An 18,745-nucleotide genomic window follows, 5' to 3' on the forward strand; every position below is an offset into this window, starting at 1 on the left:
TTAGGTCAAATACCAAGGCAGCCACCTAGAAGGGTAAATTTAATCAAGGTGGCTGGTAACAAATAAAAAGTGAAACTTTCAGGAGTAGAAAGCATGTTTAACAAATCACTTATAGTTATGGTCGTTGCATCCACATTAGTCGCTTGTGGCAATGACGATAACTCAGAATTAGACGGTAATAATCGCGGAATCATTCAAATTAGTGGTAGCGATTTTATTGCTGGTGGCGAGTTGGTGGCATCTGTCACTGACGCAGACGGTATTCAACAAGATACCCTAAGCTATGCATGGTCAACCGGTACAACAGGTACCACTTATACCATCACCGAAGCAGACGAAGGCACAGTCATTTCTGTGTCTGCTGTGTATACCGACAACGCCGGTTACACCGAAGGTGTGGGGGCAAAAACCCCAGTGATCCAGCCTACTTTAGATGTGTCTGCCAAAGTAGTTAAAGGCCCAGTAAACGCTGCCAGCTGTGATATTTTTGAAGTAGATGCGAATGGTGCAGCACAGTCCTCAGCCCAAGGCTCTGGCATGTCTACCGAAGATGGTAGCGTGACCTTTAGCGATGTACATTTTGAAGGTACCGCGTTAATTGCCTGTGCTGGTGGCACCTATGTTGATGAAGCAACGGGCGAAACCTTAGATGCACCTACACTCAGATCTGTGGTAGAAGTAGTAGAAGGTGATGCAGACACCCCTGCCCCTTCTTATGTTGTGTCTCCCCTTACCGAAATCGCCGTTCGAGCTGCTGGCTCTGATTTAAATGGTTTTGCCGAAGCAGCCGCAGCCATTAACCTAAGATTTGGCATTCGCTTTGACACTACCCAAGTGGCACCCACAGTAATAGGTGTAGAAGCCTTAGGTGCAGTTGGGGCAAAAGATGCTGATAGATATGGCTCGGTATTAGCGCTGCTATCTCAATTAGATGCTGACGATGCCGACAGAGACATGGCTAGCATACTTGCCGATATCTCGGTTGATTTAGCCGATGGTTCGTTTTCTGAATCAGCGCTAACGGCTTTCGAAAACGCACAAACCAACCTACAAACCACCTCTATGGTGGCCTCTCAGGTTGATTCGTCACTGCTTGACGTTATTGGCTCGGCTGTGGGTTACAACAACGACCCTGTTGCGGCCATTATTGAAGGTGAGCTAAGCGGAACCGCGCCTAACGACTCAAGCGCTGCGCTAATGGGTACTGTAACTGTAATCGACCCTAACTTTGGTGAAGACGTCATCATTGCTCAATCTAATGTGCAGTTAGATTACGGTACTTTTAGCATTAACCCAGACGGCAGTTGGTCTTACTCGGTTGACCTAGCTAACGAAACTGTGGCCAACCTTGAAGTGGGTAAATCAGTGTACGATCCTGTCACTATTACTTCTTTTGATGGAACCACCGCCGAAATCAATATTCGTATCGCTGCATTAACTCAAGTGGTTAAAATTTCAGATACAGGTAACGACACAGGCGAAATCAGATTTAGTGTTGATAACTTACGTAAAGGAAAACTTAAAGCGTCTTTCTCTAAAGATGTGGCTTTAGGTAGCGACGGTAACAACAAAGACGCTTACATTACTTTGTACGGTTCATCAGGTAGCTCAAGCGAATCACTTATCGACTTACGTATTCAAGGTAATCAAACCGATAGTGCTGGCAATCCTATTGCCCCTCGCTTTTTAGTGCGTAACACAGATAATGCCGCCTACCCAGGCAACATGATTACTGCTCCTTTTGTTGAAGAGCAATTTTACGATGTAGAAATCATGTGGGATTTAGACGCCACCGAGCAACTTACCGTTATGATTAACGGTGAAATGATTGGCGGTGGTTCGTTCTCTACTGCCGCTGTAGTCGATTCTGACTTTACCAATTTAAATCAATGGTTTGCCGATGGTGTTAGAACCATTCAGTTTAGATTTGGTGATAACGACCGTACTATCCCATTTGGCTCTTTTTATGTTGACAACATAGCTGTGTATTCAGATATGGAAGGCACCCAAAGTGTATTTTCCGACGACTTTGAGTCTTATGAAGAAGGCGCCACTTTAGATGGTGTAGGCAGCTTATATTCTTTAGCTATCTACTCAGAAGTCATAGTGTTTGATGTGGGCGATGGTTCTGAAGAGCCAGTACCAGCAGCATTTTTTGACCTAAGCGCAGCCTTACCAAGCGACTCTACCGAAGCCATAACAGGCGCAGTAAGTGTGGTTGATCCAAACGAAGGCGAAGCCTTTATTGTTGGCGCTACCCTAGTTGGTACTTACGGTACCTTTACCATTAGCGAAGATGGTTCGTGGAGCTACATGCTCGACACTTCAAACCCAGTTATTGCTGCCCTTGTTAGTGGTGAGCGTGAAACCGACACCCTAACCATAGAATCACTAGACGGTACAACAGCTGAGTTTGTGGTAACTATTACTGGCGTTGGTGGCAACACAGGCGGTGCTAATAATGTGGCAGTTATCATAGATACTCTAGACTCAGACACAGGCGAGTTACGTTACGCGCTTGGCGATAATGGTCCGTTAGCTGCAGGTAAAATAGAAGTGAAGGTTAAGCGCTTAGATGACGATCTAGGTAATGGTGATGCCTTTATCACTCTGTTTAACTCTGCTACCAATAACGACGGGGCTATTTTGGACCTTAGAATTAGAGACAACAGCTTTGGGGTACGTAGCCCAAGTGACGTTGATACTTCTGCTGCTACTGTATTGCTCGACCAGTTTATGAACGTAGTGATCACTTGGGAATACCCAGGCGGCGACCTAAATGTTAATCCACTGGTAACAGTTGAAGTAGACGGTGTACGCTTTACAGCTGAAGGCTTTACCCCAACTAACAACTCTGTAGGCGGAGTAACACACGTAGCCTTTAGATTTGGCGACAACAGCGGGGTAAGAGAAGCAACAGGTAAATTTACTGTTGATGATCTGTATATCTACTCAGACACAGCAGGCGAAACCTTAGTTTTCTCTGATGACTTTGAGTCTTACCTAAATGGTGATTCGCTAGATACCGACAACCCAGCATCGCCTTATAATTCAAGTACTTCTGAAGCCACAGTAGAAACCATAGGTGAAGTGGGTGGCCCAGGTACAGAAGGCAACAAGTTAGCTGAAATTCGCGATACTGATGCTGGCGATACAGGTGAACTTCGTTATGCCTTAGGTGATGGTGGTCCACTAGCCCAAGGTCGTTTTGAAGTAGCGATTAAGCGTTTAGATGACGACTTAGGTAACGGCGACGCCTTTATTACTCTGTTTAACTCTAATACCAACAATGCTGGAGCGATTTTAGACCTACGAATCCGCGATAACAGCTTTGGTGTACGTAGCCCAAGCGATGTAGATACCTCTGCAGCCACAGTGTTACTCGACCAGTTTATGAATGTGGTAATCACCTGGGAATACCCAGGTGGCGACCTCAATGTAAACCCACTAGTAACAGTAGAAGTAGATGGGGTTAGATTTACTGCCGAAGGCTTTACCCCAGACAACGACTCTATTGGCGGTGTAACCCACGTAGCCATTCGATTTGGTGACAACAGCGGTGTACGCGAAGCCACAGGCGTAGTATCGGTAGACAATCTAGCTATCTACTCAGACTTAGCAGGCACCACAGAAGTCTTTTCTGATGACTTTGAGTCTTATGCGGTAGGCGACTCTTTAGATACAGATAACCCTGTATCACCTTACAACTCTTCAACATCTGAAGCAGTGGTAGGGGTTGAATAAAGGATTTGCTGATTTAGGCATCAAGCCAATTCAGAACTAATCTTAAGTTGATAAAAAGGCGCTTTAAGCGCCTTTTTTGTGTTTGTTGGGAAATTGATATTTATTATTCTGCTGCACCTTCAGCATCAGCTCTTTCGATTTTCACAGCGTCATTACCGCGCAGGCGGTAACCCCCTGCAACATCTGTTCAATAAAGTTTAGCGCCACGGTTGCTAGTTAAAGGTTCCCGCCTTCTCGGGAACGACGTGAAAGATTTTTAATATCCTCACCTTCAGCATCAGCTCTTTCGACTTTCACAACGTCATTACCGCGCAGGCGGTAACCCTCTGCAACATCCGTTCAATAAAGTTTAGCGCCACGGTTGCTAGTTAAAGGTTCCCGCCTTCGCGGGAACGACGTGAAATATTTTTAATATCTCCACATTCAACCTAGTCAAAGCTATATTTGATTATTAAATAATTGAAAAGGACTTCAATCATGAAACAAGCGTCTATTTACATCATTACAAATCGCCACAATACTACGCTGTACATAGGCGTTACCAGTAATCTGGTGCAGCGAATCTATCAACATAAAAACCAATTAATTAAAGGGTTTAGTGCCAAATACAATTTGAATAAACTCGTCTATTTTGAGCAATTTGAAGATATGAATAACGCAATCATTAGGGAGAAAAGACTCAAGAAATGGAACAGGGATTGGAAAAATCGACTCATCAACGAGTTAAATCCTAGTTGGAAAGATTTGTATCCAGACTTACTAAAGTGAGCGTTGTTTAAGCTTACTGTAACCGCAAGGAGGTTACCGCTTTCGCGGTAATAACGTGAGATGTTTTTTAATATCCTAACCTCTACACACCGTCTTCCCCGCGAAGGCGGGAACCTTTTACAAACAACCGTAGAGTTAATTGTTCACAGATGTTGCAGTGGTTTACCGCCTTCGCTGATGAAGTGAGATGTTTTTTAATATCCTCACCTCTTCACACCGTCTTTCCCGCGCATGCGGGAACCTTTTACAAGCAACAGTAGAGTCAATCCTACTCACTCTGACTATACCCAGTATGTGCATTTTTAATTTCGTAGAAAGTAGCTTGAACGTACTCAGCAGGATCGCTTGAGTTGTTTAAGTTATACACCCCAGCTTTAAAGTAATGGTACTGATCATCTTGGTCGTACAGGCTGTCGCTCATGTCGTAACTGGCCACTACATCGTCTTTGCCTTCGCGGCTGATGGTTACTGTGAGCAAATTAAGGGTAACATTAATGTGGTAGCTGAATTTTTCGTCTAAGGCTATGCCATCTGCTGGGTTAGCTGCACTGTTGCTGCGTGAGCCTATCATTTCTACGTAGGTTTCTATGTTATCGCCATCGCTGTCGGTCACCCGGCTTTCGTGGGCAAAATACACAGAGCCTAAAGTGTTGTTAGGCAATTTACGGTAATACAAACGAATAGGCTCGTCATCGTTGGCGTGAATTTGACCTATTACCACTCGGCCAATTTGGTAGTTTTCGCCGGTTTGAGTAACCTGATTAACTGCCAAAGTAACTTTTAAATCGCCATCTACGCCGCCTGCTTTAGATTGATTGGCGGTACTGGCACTCGAGAACACCCAGTTGTTTTTGTTGACCCCTTTAGTACTAATAGAGCGGTCGCCACGGCGCAGCATTTCGCGCAATTCTACCCTTACATAATTGGTGTTAGTTGAGGTTTTAAAGCCATGACTAGGCGAACGAAACACTATGCCACCATCGGCCGACGCATAAAAATATTCCGAATTATTGTAGCCATCAGCCAGTTGAGTTTCAGAGATAGAATCTGAGGTGCCGCTATTGTCATCATCGCTAGGTACACTTAAATACCAATCAAGCAATTCAATGCCTAGTTCGCTTGGCAATAACCCGCTAAATTGCCCTGTTGCTTGGGGGCAGCTATGAACTTGTACTTCTACTATGCCAATGTCGTTATTGTCGCTGCTGGCCAAGCCAATAATTTTTAGGTATCTGGCTTGGGTTTGCTCTAACTCAACTAATTCAAAACCACTATCTTTACCGCTAGTCTCGGCATTCACTAATATTGGTGTCCAGCTTTGTTGGTCGTTAGAGGTTTCTACCGAAAAGTTAATCACTCTTTGGTCGCCTCTGTACCATTTTATGGTTAAGGCTTGCACCGACTGTTCGCTGGCCAAATCTAATACCAACGCGGCATCGCTACCATTGTTGACCCAACGCGACTTAGCCGCAGTATTATTGTCTATGGCATTAGCAGGGGCGTAGTTAGGCACAAAGTTACCGTCGTCGCTGGCACTCGCTATGCTATAAATTTGATTCTCGCACTCACTAGGCTCGGGCTCAGGTGCAGGTTGTTCGGGCGTAGGAGTAGGGTTAGGCAAAGGTATTTGGGTAGTATTGTTGGCTTTACCCCCTCCACAACCACTGGCGATGAAAAATAAACTACTAACAATAATGGCAAGGGGGCGAACACAAAACGCACCAAAAGGGTTAAGTGGCATGCAGGAACCTCGAAACGTGAACGAACAACTAGTTAAATTGGAGAGTGGAATAACCTAAGGGCGGGTTTACGCCCTTAAATCGTAATCTTGCCAAAACGCATCAAATAATGGCTTAGGCATAATCGCCCCTGGCGTTTCTATTACCTTGCTAGAGGCAGCGCTGGCAGCCAAAGCGGCAGTTTTAGGCGCATAGCCCGACACTCTCGAACCCAGATATACGCCATTAAAGGCATCACCGGCAGAGGTGGTGTCTACTACATTGTCGTTAGCCACTATAGGCACAACCTCGGTGCCGTTGGCATGCACTATATGCAGATTTTTTTCGCCGTGTTTCATCACCAGCTCTTTAGGCTCAAATTCAAGGCAAAACTCAATGCATTGCTCAACCTCAGAAAAACCATATAGTTTTTCAAAGTCGTCTACCCCGGGCAATAACACATCGGCCAGTTGCAGGGCTTTTTCGATATGATGTTTGGCAACCTCTACCGATTCCCACAACTGCGGACGATAGTTAGGATCAAACACTATGGTTACCCCAGCGCGTTTCATTTGCGCTAGCTTGTGCCAAAACAGTGTGCGCTGAGACTCGGGTAAAATAGCAATGCTGATCCCCGAAAAGAAAAACAACCCAGCCGAATTTAAGGCCTCCGACTGCTGCTCAGATAAAGCACTCATAATGTGCTTAGCGGCAGAGTCGTTGCGCCAATATAAAAACGAACGCTCACCCACATCATCGGTAATGACCATATAGGCACCTAAATGATGGGTAGAGATTTGGGGTAAAAAATCGGTGTTGATCTGTTCTTGGGCCAAGCGGTCGAGCAACTCGTGGCTGAGTTTGTCTTGGCCCACACAAGACATAAAAGCAATGTCTAAATCGTTAAACGCGCGCTTTAAATACACACAAGAATTATACAAGTCACCAGCAAAAGACTTTCCTAATTGGGTACTGCTTTGGTTTACCAGTTCGAGCATGCACTCACCAGCAAATACCAGCGGCCCCTTTATTTTAGAAAAAACGTCTGAACCCTTACCAGACCCGCCAGTTTGAATGTTTTGCTGTGACATTGGATTATCTCATTTAAGCTTATTTTAAAAAGTCTTCGCGGCAAGGACTAAATACATCTAAAAGTACCCCGGCTTTTCTACAAATGGCGCCATGGTCGGCATTTGGCTCAACAAAAAAACAATCGCCGGCTTTTAAAATGCGTTTTTCTTCGCCTACTTGTACTTCAAACTCACCGCTTTCTACATAAGCAACCTGAGCATGATGATGGGCATGCACATAACCCACAGCGTTTTCGTCAAACCACACTTTGGCCATTAAAATTTGTTGGTTGTAACCCATTAATTGGCGCTTCATGCCATTTCCTAGGTCTTCGATTGGATGCGATTCTCCAAAAATAAAGGCGTCACTTTGTTTCATAGCTAATATCCCATGGTAATTTGATGGTATCTAATCAATATACAACAATATTGTCAACCATTGTTATATTATTTTATTACCAATATGTATGGTATTGGTAATAAAAAGATTGAAAGCATAAGTAAAACACTGGCTAGCGCAAAAAAGTGATTAAGGCATAAGGCTTTAGCTCAACAAAGATGTGTTTTACACTGGCGGCTAGGTTAAAATAATCCAAAAGCGCTAGAACGCGTTACAGTAGTCAAGATTGAGTATTAAGGTCAAAAAATGAAAAATCGTCGTATGTTTTGGCAAATCGTAGATAAAATCGAATTATTAATCGACTCTGGTAAGTATGCGCCAGGTAGCCGTTTGCCTCCTGAACGTGAATTGGCAGAAACCTTTAACGTGAGCCGCCCAACAATTCGCGAAGCTATCATCGCCCTAGAAGTTCGCCAGCGTGTTTATGTAAAAACCAGCTCGGGTGTTTATGTATTAGAAAACCCTAAAAAAGCCGAAGAAAACCTAAACGTTAGTGCCTTTGAACTTACCCAAGCACGTGCCTTGGTAGAAGGCGAAGCCGCTGCCCTTGCCGCTGCCACCATCACAGACGAAGAATTAGCCCAGCTCGAAGCCACCCTTACCGCTATGGCCGAAGGGGATAAGCCCGAAGTTGCCGACCGCGAATTTCACCTTATTATTTCTAAAGCCACGCGTAACAACGCCATATTATTAGCGGTAGAAAAATACTGGAAATTACGCGACTCAGAGCCCGAAATTATCAATGCTTACAAAAGCGTATGCGACACCAGTGTTAGCGCCCGCTTAGACGAGCACAAAAGTATTTTCTTAGCGTTAAAACAGCATAACCCCGCACAAGCACGCGCGGCCATGCACACCCACTTTAATCGCTTAATCAACACCCTATTTGAAATCAGCGAATCTAAAGCCCTAGAAGAAGTAAAAGCAAAATCTAACCAAACACGTGACTTGTATTCACTGACCCATTTAGTTAGTTAAACGGCGATTGCAGAGGGCCCGCAAGGGCTTTCTCAAAATAAACAACTTGGTGTTTAGGCTTTTTAAAAATATAACAACCCGGTGACCTGGCGTATTGCTAAACCTATTGGCTTCAGCAATACGCATAGATTGCGAGTAGTAGAACCTAATGTAAAACATCCCTGGGGGCATCATAGAGACTGGCTGTGGGATCACTAAAAGTAAAATCACTAAGCTGTAAACTGACTAATTCCAAGTCTTTCACTCGTGCTACCGCTTTACCTACTGCCGCTTTTAGCTTCAATTTAATTTCTCGAGGTGGTCTTTGAGCTAATACTTCTAGGCAACTTACCGGAAGTGTCGAATTAAAATAATGACCAAGACTTAGCTCTTCCAGAACACTTTTAAATACTGTGGGTATGATGGCATACATCTGTTCATACGAAGGTGCTTTAACTACAAAGTTTGTTAATCGAGAACTGACTGCCGCAGGTACATTTTCGAAGTTATTGGTAGTGGTTATGTAAATTGCATTGCTAACATCGATTAGTACGTCTAAATAAAGGTCGCGAAACCTTCTCGCTTGCTCTTTATCCAATACACTATAAAGCGGGTGATACATATTGACCCGTTCATTTTTGTTTAACAAACAGATTTCATCCAACAAAATAATTGGGTTATAGGTTTCGGCTTTTATTATTAAGGTTGTAGCAATCGCGCCTGCTTCAGCTCGTGTCCAAGTGTTGTGACCCCCCACCAATTCAAATTCGGCCTGCATGCCACTTATTGCTATTTCGAAAAACTCATGACCGATAGCCTCAGCTAACGCCTGTACAAATACCGTTTTTCCAATACCAGGAGGGCCTTGTAAGTTGACCGGCGGAATATTAAGAGGCTTACCAGTAAGCCGGCTTATTGCCAACTGCCCTTCATAAAAATCAATAACATGGGTGAAATTAGGGAAAGACTTTCTTAACGAAGAAAAAATATCTTTTGATTTATCCATACTGCACAGTCGTTTACACGGATTTTGCAGCAGAAATTGTGAGGGTGGTTCAAAGTCGTTCTTAGTTTTTTGAGACAGGCTTTTTTCAAGCTCTTTTTTGTCAAATAAAGGAGGTGAAACAAATTCTATTTCGTCAAACAAATCATCAAAAACAGAATCCAGTTCATCTACTGGATCCGGCTCTTTTGTTTTTTGTTTGTTTAAATTTGATAACTTTATTGCTTCCTCAAAAGCGGATGACATTTCGTCAACGATATCATCAGATCTGGATGATTTATTATTTACTTGATTTAACAAAGCTTGGTCTTTTTGCTTACTCATACAGATTCCTTATAAATGCATATACACGTCATGCTAGAGTCGAATAGCGTAGATTAAGTGGTGGCTGAAAATGTTATGGCTTAGCTAATGCTCTCGATTGAATTGGGTTCAATTCAATCGAATACACTAGTGAAAATAGCTACTCAGAGCTCAGTAATAACTACGAGAACAACCAGTCAAAGAATGACCAAGGGATCAAAACAATTAAGGGAATAAAAAATAAACCAATAGCAGTATCGGGTGCAGTAAACGCATCGATAAATACCCCAAGCAAAACAATCAAAGACAAGGCAAACATGCTATAAAAAAAACAACATAAAATTGCCAATATAGTGTTTAAATTTTCGTATTGGGTCCAAGTTGACACAGCATCCCACACCTCAGCGTTGACAGACAAAGGGTAAACAATAAGCGCGTAATAAAAAAACGAAACGTAGCGATATATACCCTCGTAGTCTGCCCAATGACTTAGTTTTTCCCAAATATAATAAGGAACGAATATAGCTAGGGCTATTTGTGCAAGTAAATAGTCTGCCGAATTAGTATTAGAAGAAGCTGAGTATTGAGACATAAATATACCTTTTAGTTATCAAAAAAACGCTGGGGAGTTGGCCAGATGATCCGAAAAACCATCAAATTTTTAATGACAAATTACGTCTTTAATGTCTGGATAATTTATTGAAATGTGTTTATTTAATTGTTGTAAAAGATGTAACGGAGGCTGAGCGTTTTCAAAGGATGCTGAAAGCGCGGTAGCCATAGATAAAATAGAGTCAGTGTCTCCACCTATATAAAGACCCAGGCGTAGGCAGTGCTCAACATTCCTTGCACTTAATCCAAGCCAAATTGCGATTGGTACAGTTGCTGTAGCTGCCGTTGAAAAACAGTAGTTCTCATATAAATCATGGGCGTCAAAATCTAGATCAAAAGAGTACTTTTGTTCAATTCTTGCTTTTATTTCAGATTTTTTAGTGTTTCTTCTGGCCAAATATATAGATTCGGCTAATGCACAGGCACCATTAACTGCAGACTCATCAGTATGGGTAATACGGGCATTCTCATCTACCATTTGCAGTACTTCGCATAACTCGTTATCTAAACAAGCAATTGGAGAAATTCTAATAGCCGCACCGTTTGAATCAGATTGCAGAATCGAAACATCCTCGCCAGCTAACCATTGCTCTATAGTTGAGCCGTACCCTACCGCCGGATACTTTCTACAAAACCATCGCAAAGAAGACTTGAATGAATTGTTTTTACTAATGGCATGCAAAGTAGCAAAAGTCATAATCGAATCATCGGTAATCCGACTTGAGGCAACAGTTAAAGGTAATGAAAATCCTTTTATATCTAGCCCCTCATAAGCACTGCCAACGTAATCACCTAAAATAGCACCAGTAATAGTATTCAAATTAAAATTTCCTTTTATCGATTAAACACGCTTTGCGTATTCCAATAGTGAAAATTCACTGCTTCAATTTAAAAACAAGCACTTAGCTGTTTGCTAATTTTTCTTTTGTTGATCCTTTTGGGGTGTTTGTCTAGCTGTGGTTTCTTTGTTTAACTCATCGACCATTATCGAAATTAGCTCTTCGGCTGATAGTACTTTGTTGTTCTCACTTTTCTTAGCCGTTTGCTTGGCAGGTAAAGCGTTTGAGCCTTCTATGGAGGTAGACAAACATTTAGTACCAACAATAGTTCGCTCGTCTGGACTAGGCTTGTAGTCACCTGCATATTTCAGTATTGCCATAATAAAATCCTTTAAAAATCTATCGAAAACCTAGCTAACCATGCTCGTTACACAGAGCAATGTTTTAACGATACGCATGCCTCATTGGCATTTTTTTAATTAGGCTGAGTTAAAGTGAAAGAATTTTTGTTACGAAACCGCACTGTGCTTTGAACAGAGGTCTCGCTTAAAGACTGTAAAGGTTAGAAAGTGACGCTCAATTGAGAACTAATATTTGAATGGAAAATAACTATATTTGATTCGTGTAGATTCAATGTTGATCTCCCTCTTGAATTGAGGGGCACACTTTACTAGAAATGTCAACTTTTGTCAAGTTGATTTTATTACTATGGGTATTTTGCAGGGTAAAACTGCCGGCTATTTAAGTATTACCGGGCTTTTAAAGAAAGTTAAGCTAGTTAAATCACCTACAAGCTAGGGAATCACCCCTAGTTTGTAGGGAGATTATCGCAACCCACCTAAGCCCCACATCCTAAACCTTTAAAACTAGCGTGTTTTACCCTCGCTAAACCTGCCTGAAAACTATACATGTGTTTCTGATCAGTCATTTACAGCCTATGGGTCACTTTCTATGCTTAGCCGTCAACACTCAAGCACCTAAGCGCTATTAACGCTCACAACAGCGCTAGAGTTGGCACTAAGTCACATTGATTAAGGACGACCTTATGACCAAGTTTACTACCCCCGAAATTGTTGCCTGCCCACATTGCCAGCAACACTACACGCGCCAAAGGCTGTGTACTTTTAATAATAAATGGCAAATTATTTTTTCAGACGGAGGCACCACCTACGATTTAGAATTTGTGGTGTTTAACGAAACCCGCTGCACCCATTGCCAACAGATTATTTTAGACGTACAAAACTTACCCTCGTTAGGCTTATTACCCGAACTACCATTCTGGAAGCGCTGGTTTAGCAAAAAGGTAGAATACCAACACTTACCCAAACCCACCTCAGACGTATACCTAGAGCTATTCGAACACTGCAGCGCCGACAAAAAAATGTTCTACGCGCTAAAAGCCTATCGAAAGTTTAACCAAACTCACAAGCTAGAAACCAAAACCATTAAACCAAGCCAAGCCGCCCTAACTCAATACAAAGCCGCAGAAGCCTTTATTTTGGCCAGCCCACCTAGCAGTGACCTGCCCGAATACCACCTACTCTGCGCCGACATTTACCGCCTACGCGGCCAGTTCGAAAACGCCCTAGCCTGCTACGCCAAAGTCACCGATGAACGACTGCAATACATAGTTGAACAAGGCATAGCCTGGACCCACAAAAAAATAACCTTGCTAATGCCAGTCAGATCAAAACAACAACACTACGAAGATAAAAACGGCCCAGTCGCCCCACCCGAAAACAAAGTCTACTGCAATATAAACGGCCAAAAACTATGCCCAAACCACTGGAACAACCTCACCCGCGTAAGCGACAGCCTAAAACAAAGGCTATGCAACAACTGCAACCAAAGAGTTCACCACATCTCATCTTTAGAAGCATTTAAGCACCACAGCCAACTAAATCACTGCATTGCCGCCAACATAGAACAATTAAAACTAAGCAACGACTTTTCAAAAATCTTAAATTCAAAATCAAAGTTAAATGATGAGGATTTTGATGGGTATGGGGTGGGGGAATCGCCTTAATTCGCAATTCTTCCGATTAAAAAGAGATTGAGTGGTCATGCCAAAGATTAATTAATTACTATTTTCAATGTATCTGCATTTGGGGAAGCTGCTACAGCCTACAAACTCTTTGCCCACATTAGGGCCTTTTTTGGCTTTTCTTTTGACCTTAGGTGATGAGCACTTGGGGCATAGTGAGTCGTTACTTTGATTTTTTGGAACTATGTTTGGTTCGTTATTTCGAACCTTAGCAATCATTTCGAGAAGTTGTTTTCCATCAATTAGTTTAACTGGTAAATCTCTCGCAAACCTAATCGCTTCTTTTGTAAAATATCCAGAAGCAACTACGTAAACAGCTTCTGCATTTGTTGCTTTCATCACGCCAAACATCTCTCTGACCACTGATACCCCTACTTTCGATGAGCGCCACTGTTTGCATTGAACAATATATACCTTCCCATTTTTTTGCAGGGTTAAATCAATACCATCATCGGGGCCGCTAACAACATTTTCTTTTACTGAGTAACCTTTACGGCGGAAAGCTTCACCAACAAGTACTTCAAAGTCACTCCAAGAAAGATCTTTAATTGTTTGAATACTAGTTTGATGTTGAATTAGCTTTTTTCGCTGAATTTGCTTAACAATAGATAATATTGCAGGAATGATGAAAACTCCTCCAAACAGCCAAGCAATGTTTTTAGCGGACGTTGCTACCATCAATAAGATCTGATTTTCACTTACTAACTCAGGAATAAAGAAACGTAGAACTAAATAGGCGATGGTGCCAATTAAGACACTTACCCACCAAGGCAAATAAGCTAGAGATATTAATAGTGAAGGAGTCTTGCGTGGCATGATCAATCCTTGATAAATAAATGAGTTTAAATATACCCCTAATTAAGTTTTATCAAATTGTTAATTTGATAATTAGTTATTGAAATTTATCTTTTTATTATTAGATTTTTAGAAATTTAAACTGATTAGTTTTGCATTAGAAACAAAGCGAAAAATCAGTTAACCTGGATTTAAATTGTATAGCGATTAAGGACTACTGCTAATTCATGTCATCTACTATTGATGTTTCTGCTGGAATAATAGTTAAAGGAAATCGAATTCTTGCTGCACGCAGAAAGCCAGGTCTCCATTTGGCTGGCTATTGGGAGTTTCCGGGTGGTAAAGTTGAGGTCAACGAATCTCCTGAAAATTGCTTAATACGAGAGCTTAAAGAAGAATTTGGGATAGATACTAGAATTCTTGCTTATGTGGGTGAAAACTATCACGACTATGGTGGGAAGACCATACGCCTAATTGCATTTCGAGTCGAACATTTAAGTGGTGAATTAAAGCTGATCGATCACGACGAAATAAAATGGCTTACAATTGATGAACTTGATTCGCTCAAATGGGCAGAAGCTGATATTCCTCTCCTTCAAGCTTTTAAGGCGTCAGTTAGTCTTACAAGTTTTTATCAAAAACAAGCCATTAACTACGCTCAAGAGACTGTAGGTATAGACTTGGGCGACTTATATTCTAAGTTTCTCCATTTCCTACCAAATGATTCTCATATTTTAGATTTAGGTTGTGGCTCTGGTCGCGATTCACGTTACTTTTTAGGCCAAGGTTATAGAGTCACTGCTTTAGATGGCAGCGCAGAGCTCGCACGTTATGCTGAGAAAATTATTAATCAGCCTGTTGTAGTCAGCCTTTATCAAGATATGGATTTTGAAGAATTATTTGATGGAGTATGGGCTTGCGCAAGCCTGCTTCATTGTCCTAAGGCCCAAATGGGCTCCGTCTTTCTTAATATTTATAAAGCCTTAAAAGTTGATGGTGTCTTGTACGCCTCTTTTAAATGGGGAAATAACGAATCAAGTGACGAGCGAGGGCGATTCTTTAATAACTACACCAGTGAAAACCTAGTTTCTTTAATAAATGGTGTTGGTGGCTTTGAAGTTCTAGAGTGTTGGCAAGAAGAGAAACCTCTAAGGGATTCAACTCAAAAGTGGGTGAACCTAATCACACGTAAGGTTGGGGCATAAAAATGAGTTCGTTTCCAGTTAAACACCTTACTGTTGGTGGTGATGACCCCTTCTTGCCTAGTTTGCTGCAGGCTATCAATCACGCAACGTCAATAAGCATAGCCGCAGCTTTTATACGCCAAACAGGTCTTAATCTAATTTTTACAGCACTAGATGATGCTCTTTTTCGTGGCGCTAAGGTCAGAATTCTTACTGGCGACTATATGGGGATAACTGAACCTAAAGCTCTACGCCATTTATTATTATTACAATCACGCGGTGCCGAAATTAAGGTCTTTGAGTCAAAGGCAAAGCAAAGCTTTCATATGAAAGCATACATTTTCCTAGAGGGTGACGAAAATCAAAGAGATGGGTATGCATTTATAGGTTCGAGTAACATTTCAAAAGCAGCTTTATTAGATGGTCTTGAATGGAATGTAAGTGTTGACCTGAAAACAGAACCCAAAAAATTCGAAACAATTCTGACCAAGTATGAAGAACTCTATAATGGAAATCGTTGCATTCATCTTACACATGAATGGATTGACGAATACGAAAAACGTATCCCAAAAACTTTACCGGTTAAGTTAGTCGCCAATGCAGACGATGAAGATTTTGAGCCAACACCAGAACCAAACATTATCCAGCAACAGGCATTGACTAAACTTCATCAAACAAGGTTAGAAGGCTATCAGCGAGGGCTGGTGGTTATGGCCACAGGAACAGGAAAAACTTGGTTATCTGCTTTCGACTCACTAAATCTTGGCGCAAAACGTATTTTATTTGTTGCTCACCGAGAAGAAATACTCGACCAAGCTGAAAACACATTTATCAGAATGTATCCAAATAGCAGGATTGGTCGATATTCAGGGAGCGAAAAACAACCTGATGTGGAATTGTTGTTTGCGTCAATTCAAACATTAGGCAAAAAACAGCATTTAGAGCTGTTTTCAAGTACGTCATTTGACTATGTAGTGATTGATGAATTCCATCACGCTGCTGCAAGTAGTTATCAAAAACTATTAGCCTATTTTACTCCTAAATTTATGCTTGGCTTAACTGCCACACCAGAACGTACAGATCAGTCAGATATCTTGTCTCTGTGTGACGATAATTTGGTATTTGAATTTGGTTTGTTTGATGGCATTAAGACCGAAATATTATGTCCATTTGACTATCAAGGTATTGCCGACACTGTAGATTACACAGAAATTAGTTGGCGAAATGGTAAGTTTGACCCTGAGCAGCTTGAAAACAAGTTAGCGACAATATCGCGGGCGAAACACAATTTAAAGCAGTGGTTAAAACACAAGAAAAGTCGAACGTTGGGCTTCTGTGTTTCCACTAAGCATGCTGACTTTATGGCGAATTATTTCTCTGGTAAAGGGATTAATGCGGTATCTGTGCATAGTAAATCTAGCATACCTAGAAATGTTGCTTTAAGTCAGTTAAGTGATGGTGAAATCGATATTATTTTTTCAGTGGACTTATTCAACGAAGGCGTAGATTTACCATCAATAGATACAGTAATGATGCTAAGACCTACGGATTCAAAAATCGTCTTTTTACAGCAGCTTGGTCGTGGTCTTCGTAAGAGCTTAGAAACAGGTAAAGAAAAATTAGTAATTTTGGATTTTATTGGAAACCACATTAGTTTTTTTCGAAAAGTGGATTCACTTTTTAGGATTGGCGTAACCAATAGTGCCCGTAAAACATTCTTATCAAATGCTAAAAACGGCAATTTGAGTTTACCGAAAAACTGTTTTGTAAATATAGAACTAGACGCGATTGATATCTTACAGAAGTTAGTTTCAAACAATTTTGATAAACAAACGGATATTTATAATGGACTTAAAGAGTCTTTTGATAGGCGGCCAACTCTATCGGAGTTTTATCGTGCTGGTGGCGCCGCAGAAACAATTCGAAAGGAGCATGGCAGTTGGTTTGAATTTGTAAACGATCAGCAAGACTTAGATGACGAAGAAAAGTTTGTATTTAAAATGTTCCATGGTTTCTTATCAGAAGTTGAAACCACTATGTTAACTAAGTCTTTTAAACTAGTTTTACTCGAAGCTTTACTAGAATTAGATGGATTTTTAAAACCAATTGAACTGCCAGTTTTGGCAGTGAAGTCATTAAATATTTTTAAACGACATCGCCCTTTACTACAAGATTTACCATTGGAATTTCGTGATGTTTCGAAAAACGAAAATAGAAATGATCCTAAGTGGACAAAGTATTGGAAAGATAATCCGGTAAATGCCTGGGTTGGTGGAAACAAGAAAACGGGCGATGTGTTTTTTAAATTAGAGAACAACAGGTTTTCAGCGATGTTTGAAATACCTGCCAACTTAAAAGAGTCGTTTTCAAATATGTTGCAAGAACTCGTTAATTATCGCTTTTTGCAATATGAAGCTCGAATAGCTAGCAAGGAAGCCAGCGCTGGTTTAGATTTATCAAACGACATTGTAATCGATCAAGTGCCCAAACAAGCCATACCTTACTTTCCTGATTTAAAAATTGCCTGTGGGCATTTTCGTTCAAGTGAACATGAAATAACTGAAATGCTCGATGTGCCAGAACATTACGGTAAGTTAGATCCCTCCAGACACTTTGTAGCGAACGCTAACGGCAATTCAATGAATGGTGGAAGGCATCCGATTAAGCATGGCGACTTGCTATTATTAGAAAGGATAACTCCAGAGCATGCAGGGAGTATCAGTGGAAAAACTATTGTAATAGAGCGCCAAGGAGAATCAGGTGATGATCAATACCTGCTTAGAAGCGTCAGTAAAATTGGAAATCAGCAATACAAACTTATAGCTCAGAATCCAGACTATGAACCTATGGACGCCGATGAAGACATGAAAACCTTGGCGTTTTTAAAAACGATTATTGACCCTGCTGACGTTTATATCCATAAGCAATTTATGCGCGAAGAAATTCCTTCATTATTTGGCTTAGAGTTTAACGAAGGTGCATGGAACTCAGGCCATGTAAGACCCAAAAATAGTGAAGACCAATTTCTGTTGGTGACATTAAACAAACAAGGCAAAGCTAAAGAACAACAATATAAGGACTATTTTGTTGATCAAACAACTTTTCATTGGCAAAGCCAAGCTAAAACTAAAAGCGAAAGCGCTAAAGGAAAAGCTTTACAACAAGACCAGAATGTATACTTATTTGTTCGAAAACATAAATTATCAGGGGGAAAAGCTTCACCTTTTTATTTTCTAGGAAAACTTGACTACAAAAATCATATTGGTGAAATGCCAATGAGTGTGACATGGAAATTACAAACACCTTTACCGCCTGTACTTATGGATTACTTTAAAACTTAGGTGTAAACGAGAGCGCCTTAACTTTTA

The 18,745-nt window shown here is 41.3% G+C and carries 14 protein-coding genes; 6 read left to right on the forward strand and 8 right to left on the reverse strand.

All coding sequences use genetic code 11. From position 1 onward, the window contains the following. Positions 1-93: 93 nt before the first annotated feature. The gene (locus ACVCDT_RS10500) at positions 94-3,744 is read left to right on the forward strand and encodes a VCBS domain-containing protein (RefSeq protein WP_447132729.1); all 3,651 of its coding nucleotides are present in this window, start codon (positions 94-96) and stop codon (positions 3,742-3,744) included. A gap of 477 nt (positions 3,745-4,221) precedes the next feature. After that, positions 4,222-4,512 (forward strand): GIY-YIG nuclease family protein, encoded by a 291-nt coding sequence (locus ACVCDT_RS10505; RefSeq protein ID WP_447132730.1) that lies wholly within the window; start codon positions 4,222-4,224, stop codon positions 4,510-4,512. Positions 4,513-4,780: 268 nt separating this feature from the next. On the opposite strand, the gene ACVCDT_RS10510 is transcribed toward ACVCDT_RS10505, so the two are convergent. The 3 genes from ACVCDT_RS10510 to ACVCDT_RS10520 all read right to left on the reverse strand — a co-directional run bounded on the left by ACVCDT_RS10510 (position 4,781) and on the right by ACVCDT_RS10520 (position 7,679). Further along, complete coding sequence (locus tag ACVCDT_RS10510; protein ID WP_447132731.1) at positions 4,781-6,253, reverse strand: polysaccharide lyase family 7 protein; 1,473 nt, start codon at positions 6,251-6,253, stop codon at positions 4,781-4,783. Between the two features lie 66 nt (positions 6,254-6,319). Then, on the reverse strand, positions 6,320-7,321 hold the full coding sequence (locus ACVCDT_RS10515) for a sugar kinase (protein WP_447132732.1): 1,002 nt from the start codon (positions 7,319-7,321) through the stop codon (positions 6,320-6,322). Between the two features lie 19 nt (positions 7,322-7,340). Further along, complete coding sequence (locus ACVCDT_RS10520) at positions 7,341-7,679, reverse strand: cupin domain-containing protein (protein ID WP_447132733.1); 339 nt, start codon at positions 7,677-7,679, stop codon at positions 7,341-7,343. 267 nt (positions 7,680-7,946) lie between these two features. Between ACVCDT_RS10520 and ACVCDT_RS10525 the strand changes: the two genes are divergently transcribed. Beyond that, positions 7,947-8,678, forward strand: coding sequence for a FadR/GntR family transcriptional regulator (locus ACVCDT_RS10525; RefSeq protein WP_447132734.1), 732 nt, complete (start codon positions 7,947-7,949; stop codon positions 8,676-8,678). 145 nt (positions 8,679-8,823) lie between these two features. Here ACVCDT_RS10525 and ACVCDT_RS10530 read toward each other — a convergent pair whose 3' ends face one another. The 4 genes from ACVCDT_RS10530 to ACVCDT_RS10545 form a co-directional block, all read right to left on the reverse strand. Further along, complete coding sequence (locus ACVCDT_RS10530; RefSeq protein ID WP_447132735.1) at positions 8,824-9,984, reverse strand: AAA family ATPase; 1,161 nt, start codon at positions 9,982-9,984, stop codon at positions 8,824-8,826. A 160-nt stretch (positions 9,985-10,144) separates the two neighbouring features. Beyond that, positions 10,145-10,555 (reverse strand): hypothetical protein, encoded by a 411-nt coding sequence (locus ACVCDT_RS10535; protein WP_447132736.1) that lies wholly within the window; start codon positions 10,553-10,555, stop codon positions 10,145-10,147. 69 nt (positions 10,556-10,624) lie between these two features. After that, entirely contained in the window at positions 10,625-11,395 is a 771-nt protein-coding gene (locus tag ACVCDT_RS10540; RefSeq protein ID WP_447132737.1) for an ADP-ribosylglycohydrolase family protein, read from the reverse strand. Positions 11,396-11,488: 93 nt separating this feature from the next. Further along, entirely contained in the window at positions 11,489-11,734 is a 246-nt protein-coding gene (locus tag ACVCDT_RS10545; RefSeq protein WP_447132738.1) for a hypothetical protein, read from the reverse strand. Positions 11,735-12,399: 665 nt separating this feature from the next. Between ACVCDT_RS10545 and ACVCDT_RS10550 the strand changes: the two genes are divergently transcribed. Then, positions 12,400-13,380: a hypothetical protein gene (locus ACVCDT_RS10550; RefSeq protein WP_447132739.1), complete on the forward strand. Its 981-nt coding sequence runs from the start codon at positions 12,400-12,402 to the stop codon at positions 13,378-13,380. Between the two features lie 51 nt (positions 13,381-13,431). On the opposite strand, the gene ACVCDT_RS10555 is transcribed toward ACVCDT_RS10550, so the two are convergent. Continuing rightward, positions 13,432-14,214 carry a restriction endonuclease gene (locus ACVCDT_RS10555; protein WP_447132740.1) on the reverse strand — a complete coding sequence of 261 codons (783 nt, stop codon included), beginning with the start codon at positions 14,212-14,214 and terminating at the stop codon, positions 13,432-13,434. 206 nt (positions 14,215-14,420) lie between these two features. Between ACVCDT_RS10555 and ACVCDT_RS10560 the strand changes: the two genes are divergently transcribed. Continuing rightward, entirely contained in the window at positions 14,421-15,398 is a 978-nt protein-coding gene (locus tag ACVCDT_RS10560) for an NUDIX domain-containing protein (protein WP_447132741.1), read from the forward strand. Positions 15,399-15,400: 2 nt separating this feature from the next. After that, the gene (locus ACVCDT_RS10565; protein WP_447132742.1) at positions 15,401-18,718 is read left to right on the forward strand and encodes a DUF3427 domain-containing protein; all 3,318 of its coding nucleotides are present in this window, start codon (positions 15,401-15,403) and stop codon (positions 18,716-18,718) included. Positions 18,719-18,745: the final 27 nt, after the last annotated feature.

Source organism: Paraglaciecola aestuariivivens (genome assembly GCF_052983255.1).

Excerpts from the sequence above, each read along its gene's own strand:
- ACVCDT_RS10550 (WP_447132739.1), top strand. The coding sequence starts at position 12,400 with ATGACCAAGTTTACTACCCCCGAAATTGTTGCCTGCCCACATTGCCAG.
- ACVCDT_RS10530 (WP_447132735.1), bottom strand. The coding sequence starts at position 9,984 with ATGAGTAAGCAAAAAGACCAAGCTTTGTTAAATCAAGTAAATAATAAA.
- ACVCDT_RS10535 (WP_447132736.1), bottom strand. The coding sequence starts at position 10,555 with ATGTCTCAATACTCAGCTTCTTCTAATACTAATTCGGCAGACTATTTA.
- ACVCDT_RS10500 (WP_447132729.1), top strand. The coding sequence starts at position 94 with ATGTTTAACAAATCACTTATAGTTATGGTCGTTGCATCCACATTAGTC.
- ACVCDT_RS10525 (WP_447132734.1), top strand. The coding sequence starts at position 7,947 with ATGAAAAATCGTCGTATGTTTTGGCAAATCGTAGATAAAATCGAATTA.
- ACVCDT_RS10505 (WP_447132730.1), top strand. The coding sequence starts at position 4,222 with ATGAAACAAGCGTCTATTTACATCATTACAAATCGCCACAATACTACG.
- ACVCDT_RS10510 (WP_447132731.1), bottom strand. The coding sequence starts at position 6,253 with ATGCCACTTAACCCTTTTGGTGCGTTTTGTGTTCGCCCCCTTGCCATT.
- ACVCDT_RS10560 (WP_447132741.1), top strand. The coding sequence starts at position 14,421 with ATGTCATCTACTATTGATGTTTCTGCTGGAATAATAGTTAAAGGAAAT.
- ACVCDT_RS10555 (WP_447132740.1), bottom strand. The coding sequence starts at position 14,214 with ATGCCACGCAAGACTCCTTCACTATTAATATCTCTAGCTTATTTGCCT.
- ACVCDT_RS10515 (WP_447132732.1), bottom strand. The coding sequence starts at position 7,321 with ATGTCACAGCAAAACATTCAAACTGGCGGGTCTGGTAAGGGTTCAGAC.
- ACVCDT_RS10520 (WP_447132733.1), bottom strand. The coding sequence starts at position 7,679 with ATGAAACAAAGTGACGCCTTTATTTTTGGAGAATCGCATCCAATCGAA.
- ACVCDT_RS10545 (WP_447132738.1), bottom strand. The coding sequence starts at position 11,734 with ATGGCAATACTGAAATATGCAGGTGACTACAAGCCTAGTCCAGACGAG.
- ACVCDT_RS10565 (WP_447132742.1), top strand. The coding sequence starts at position 15,401 with ATGAGTTCGTTTCCAGTTAAACACCTTACTGTTGGTGGTGATGACCCC.